Source organism: Flavobacterium calami, from assembly GCF_038290035.1.
GTDB classification, from domain to species: domain Bacteria; phylum Bacteroidota; class Bacteroidia; order Flavobacteriales; family Flavobacteriaceae; genus Flavobacterium; species Flavobacterium calami.
Genome location: NZ_JBBYHS010000036.1, coordinates 1 through 5,516 on the forward strand (window position 1 = coordinate 1; position 5,516 = coordinate 5,516).

Below are 5,516 nucleotides of genomic sequence, written 5' to 3' on the forward strand. Positions count from 1 at the left end.
TAAAGTCTAAAGTCATTTTACTAACTTTTTAACTTTGGACTTTCCTCTTTACGACTTACTCGCGTCGAGCTAATATTTTAACATACTGAGATAAAGAAAGGTTTTTATTTATTAGAAAGTTCTCTCCCGAGAGCTTTCGCTCTCGGGAAAAGGGTGTACATAAGCTTACGGATTATTAGTACTACTCGACTATGACATTACTGCCTTTACATCTGTAGCCTATCAACGTGGTCATCTTCCACGATCCTTAAAAGAAATCTCATCTTGTGGTGGGTTTCGCGCTTATATGCTTTCAGCGCTTATCCCTTCCCAACGTAGCTACTCTGCGGTGCCCCTGGCGGGACAACAGATACACTAGAGGTTAGTCCAATTCGGTCCTCTCGTACTAGAATCAGATCCACTCAAATTTCTAACGCCCGCAGTAGATAGAGACCGAACTGTCTCACGACGTTCTGAACCCAGCTCGCGTGCCACTTTAATGGGCGAACAGCCCAACCCTTGGGACCTTCTCCAGCCCCAGGATGTGACGAGCCGACATCGAGGTGCCAAACCCCCCCGTCGATATGAGCTCTTGGGGGAGATCAGCCTGTTATCCCCGGCGTACCTTTTATCCTTTGAGCGATGGCCCTTCCATGCGGAACCACCGGATCACTATGCTCTACTTTCGTACCTGATCGACCTGTATGTCTCTCAGTCAAGCTCCCTTATGCCATTGCACTCTACGCACGGTTACCAAGCGTACTGAGGGAACCTTTAGAAGCCTCCGTTACTCTTTTGGAGGCGACCACCCCAGTCAAACTACCCACCAAGCAATGTCCCCCCTATTGGGGGTTAGGCCTCAGATAAACAAAGGGTTGTATTTCAACAATGACTCCACAACGCCTGGCGACGCCACTTCACAGTCTCCAACCTATCCTACACATCATTTATCCAAGGTCAATACTAAGCTATAGTAAAGGTGCACAGGGTCTTTTCGTCCCACTGCGGGTAAACGGCATCTTCACCGTTACTACAATTTCACCGAGCTCATGGCTGAGACAGTGTCCAGATCGTTACACCATTCGTGCAGGTCGGAACTTACCCGACAAGGAATTTCGCTACCTTAGGACCGTTATAGTTACGGCCGCCGTTTACTGGGGCTTCAATTCAATGCTTCTCCGAAGATAACATCTCCTCTTAACCTTCCAGCACCGGGCAGGTGTCAGGCCCTATACTTCATCTTACGATTTTGCAGAGCCCTGTGTTTTTGATAAACAGTCGCCTGGACCTTTTCACTGCGGCCAGCTTACGCTGGCGACCTTTCTCCCGAAGTTACAGGTCTATTTTGCCTAATTCCTTAGCCATGAATCTCTCGAGCACCTTAGGATTCTCTCCTCAACTACCTGTGTCGGTTTACGGTACTGGTACTAATTACCTGAAGTTTAGAGGTTTTTCTTGGAAGCCCTTAGGCGCACTATCTCTTTGTCCGAAGACTCCGAGTACTATCGTATTTCACCAAGCTCTACGGATTTGCCTATAGAGCCTATAGCTAGGTACTTTAACGAACTATTCCGTCAGTTCGCGGCGCTTTCATCACTCCGTCACCCCATCACAGTAATAAGTAGTACGGGAATATTAACCCGTTGGCCATCGACTGTCCCTTTCGGGTTCGCCTTAGGTCCAGACTAACCCACAGCTGATTAGCATAGCTGTGGAAACCTTAGTTTTTCGGTGTGCGGGTTTCTCGCCCGCATTATCGTTACTTATGCCTACATTTTCTTTTCCAGCCAGTCCAGCATACCTTACGATACACCTTCAACCCTGCTGGAATGCTCCCCTACCACTTACAGTAAACTGTAAATCCATAGCTTCGGTAATATGCTTATGCCCGATTATTATCCATGCTCGTCCGCTCGACTAGTGAGCTGTTACGCACTCTTTAAATGAATGGCTGCTTCCAAGCCAACATCCTAGCTGTCTGGGCAGACAAACCTCGTTCTTTCAACTTAGCATATATTTGGGGACCTTAGCTGATGGTCTGGGTTCTTTCCCTCTCGGACTTGGACCTTAGCACCCAAGCCCTCACTATTATCAATCATTATATAGCATTCGGAGTTTGTCAGGAATTGGTAGGCGGTGAAGCCCCCGCATCCAATCAGTAGCTCTACCTCTATATAACTAAAATAACGCTGCACCTAAATGCATTTCGGGGAGTACGAGCTATTTCCGAGTTTGATTGGCCTTTCACCCCTACCCACAGGTCATCCGAAGACTTTTCAACGTCAACCGGTTCGGACCTCCACTGTGTGTTACCACAGCTTCATCCTGCCCATGGGTAGATCACACGGTTTCGCGTCTAACACTACTGACTAAAGCGCCCTATTCAGACTCGCTTTCGCTACGGATCCATGTCTTAAACACTTATCCTTGCCAGCAACGTTAACTCGTAGGCTCATTATGCAAAAGGCACGCCGTCACCCCACGAAAGGGCTCCGACCGCTTGTAAGCGTATGGTTTCAGGATCTATTTCACTCCGTTATTCACGGTTCTTTTCACCTTTCCCTCACGGTACTGGTTCACTATCGGTCTCTCAGGAGTATTTAGCCTTAGCGGATGGTCCCGCCAAATTCAGACAGGGTTTCACGTGCCCCGCCCTACTCAGGATACCACTATCTATTATACTCGTTACCCATACGAGGCTATCACTCTCTATGGCGCTACTTTCCAGTAACTTCTGGTTCCTTGTACATAAAATGTCGTGGTCCTACAACCCCAACATTGCCGTAACAACATTGGTTTGGGCTAATCCGCGTTCGCTCGCCACTACTTACGGAATCACTTTTGTTTTCTTCTCCTCCGCCTACTTAGATGTTTCAGTTCAGCGGGTTTGCCCACCTATCGGTGTACTATGTCTTCAACATAGTGGGTTGCCCCATTCGGGTATTTACGGATCAATCAATGTGTGCTTGTCCCCGTAACTTTTCGCAGCTTATCACGCCCTTCATCGCCTCTGAGAGCCTAGGCATCCCCCATACGCCCTTATTTTGCTTATTGTACCAATCATAAAATCAATTATGACCGTTTTTTTTGTCTTTACAATAAAATTGTAAAAAACACTTTCTACTTTTTATTATTTTCTTATCTCAATATGTCAATGAACTTTAAAAATTGTTAATTATCAATTAATAATTATCAATTATTTCGTGGAGAATAACGGAGTCGAACCGTTGACCTCCTGCGTGCAAGGCAGGCGCTCTAGCCAGCTGAGCTAATCCCCCATTTTATTAGTGATGAGTTATTAGTTATGAGTTATGAATTATTGCTCATAAGGTCTCAACCTCTAAAATTTCCTTTTAATTAAGTGTTTAGTAGTCCCGGGCAGACTCGAACTGCCGACCCCTACATTATCAGTGTAGTACTCTAACCAGCTGAGCTACGAGACTCTGTTTTTTCTTAATTCTTTATCATTTTTTTTAAATTAACAGCAAGAGTAATACAATCTTTTGATTCAAAACCTATAGATCAACATCTTATTTCCTCAGCGTGCTTTACAGCTAACACTAAGGCTCTAGAAAGGAGGTGTTCCAGCCGCACCTTCCGGTACGGCTACCTTGTTACGACTTAGCCCTAGTTACCAGTTTTACCCTAGGCAGCTCCTTGCGGTCACCGACTTCAGGCACCCCCAGCTTCCATGGCTTGACGGGCGGTGTGTACAAGGCCCGGGAACGTATTCACCGGATCATGGCTGATATCCGATTACTAGCGATTCCAGCTTCACGGAGTCGAGTTGCAGACTCCGATCCGAACTGTGACCGGCTTTATAGATTCGCTCCCCCTCGCGAGGTGGCTGCTCTCTGTACCGGCCATTGTAGCACGTGTGTAGCCCAAGGCGTAAGGGCCGTGATGATTTGACGTCATCCCCACCTTCCTCACAGTTTGCACTGGCAGTCTTGTTAGAGTTCCCGACACTACTCGCTGGCAACTAACAACAGGGGTTGCGCTCGTTATAGGACTTAACCTGACACCTCACGGCACGAGCTGACGACAACCATGCAGCACCTTGTAAATTGTCTTGCGAAAGTTCTGTTTCCAAAACGGTCAATCTACATTTAAGCCTTGGTAAGGTTCCTCGCGTATCATCGAATTAAACCACATGCTCCACCGCTTGTGCGGGCCCCCGTCAATTCCTTTGAGTTTCAAACTTGCGTTCGTACTCCCCAGGTGGGATACTTATCACTTTCGCTTAGCCACTGAAATTGCTCCCAACAGCTAGTATCCATCGTTTACGGCGTGGACTACCAGGGTATCTAATCCTGTTCGCTACCCACGCTTTCGTCCATCAGCGTCAATCCATTAGTAGTAACCTGCCTTCGCAATTGGTATTCCATGTAATCTCTAAGCATTTCACCGCTACACTACATATTCTAGTTACTTCCTAATAATTCAAGTTCAGCAGTATCAATGGCCGTTCCACCGTTGAGCGATGGGCTTTCACCACTGACTTACTAAACCGCCTACGGACCCTTTAAACCCAATGATTCCGGATAACGCTTGGATCCTCCGTATTACCGCGGCTGCTGGCACGGAGTTAGCCGATCCTTATTCTTACGATACCGTCAAAACATTACACGTAATGTTGTTTCTTCTCGTACAAAAGCAGTTTACAATCCATAGGACCGTCATCCTGCACGCGGCATGGCTGGTTCAGGCTTGCGCCCATTGACCAATATTCCTCACTGCTGCCTCCCGTAGGAGTCTGGTCCGTGTCTCAGTACCAGTGTGGGGGATCTCCCTCTCAGGACCCCTACCCATCGTTGCCTTGGTAAGCCGTTACCTTACCAACTAGCTAATGGGACGCATGCTCATCTTTCACCGTTGTGACTTTAATTATAAAGTGATGCCACTCTATAATACTATGAGGTATTAATCCAAATTTCTCTGGGCTATCCCTCTGTGAAAGGCAGATTGCATACGCGTTACGCACCCGTGCGCCGGTCTCTATCTCCGAAGAAATATACCCCTCGACTTGCATGTGTTAAGCCTGCCGCTAGCGTTCATCCTGAGCCAGGATCAAACTCTTCATCGTATATTGTAATATTATATCTCGATGATTCTCTAGTCGGTTTTATTCGAATCTCACGATTCCATTACTCTTATTCTTTTGTTCTAACATCTCTGTTAAAACGGCTGTCAATTCAATATGTCTACGAACGTGTATTTGTCTTATTTCGCTTGTCTCTCAAAGCGGGTGCAAAACTAAAACTAATTTTTAAAACCTGCAAGAAAAATTTAAAAAAAATTGAAACTTTTTTTTCGCTCCTTTTTCCTAATTTCCTCTACAGTATTTCTATGAACTTCGCCTCGTTTGCGGGGTGCAAATGTAAAAAGCATTTTCAAATCTCACAAGCTTTTCGCAATCTTTTTTTCAGAATTTCTTTTCTGATTGATTACTTATTATCTTGCCAGTATTTCGATGAACGCCTTCGCTGTTGCGGGTGCAAAAGTACACAACAATTCCAGTTGCGCAAGCTTTTTTA

At 46.1% G+C, this 5,516-nt stretch carries 2 tRNA genes and 2 rRNA genes; all 4 read right to left on the reverse strand.

From position 1 onward, the window contains the following. Positions 1–155: 155 nt before the first annotated feature. Positions 156–3,033 (reverse strand): 23S ribosomal RNA (locus AAEO57_RS20685). A 150-nt stretch (positions 3,034–3,183) separates the two neighbouring features. Further along, a tRNA-Ala gene (locus AAEO57_RS20690) sits at positions 3,184–3,257 on the reverse strand. 91 nt (positions 3,258–3,348) lie between these two features. Beyond that, positions 3,349–3,422, reverse strand: a tRNA-Ile gene (locus tag AAEO57_RS20695). A gap of 129 nt (positions 3,423–3,551) precedes the next feature. Then, positions 3,552–5,065, reverse strand: a 16S ribosomal RNA gene (locus AAEO57_RS20700). Together the 16S and 23S rRNA genes with 2 tRNA genes alongside form the textbook arrangement of a ribosomal RNA operon. Between the last annotated feature and the right edge of the window lie 451 nt (positions 5,066–5,516).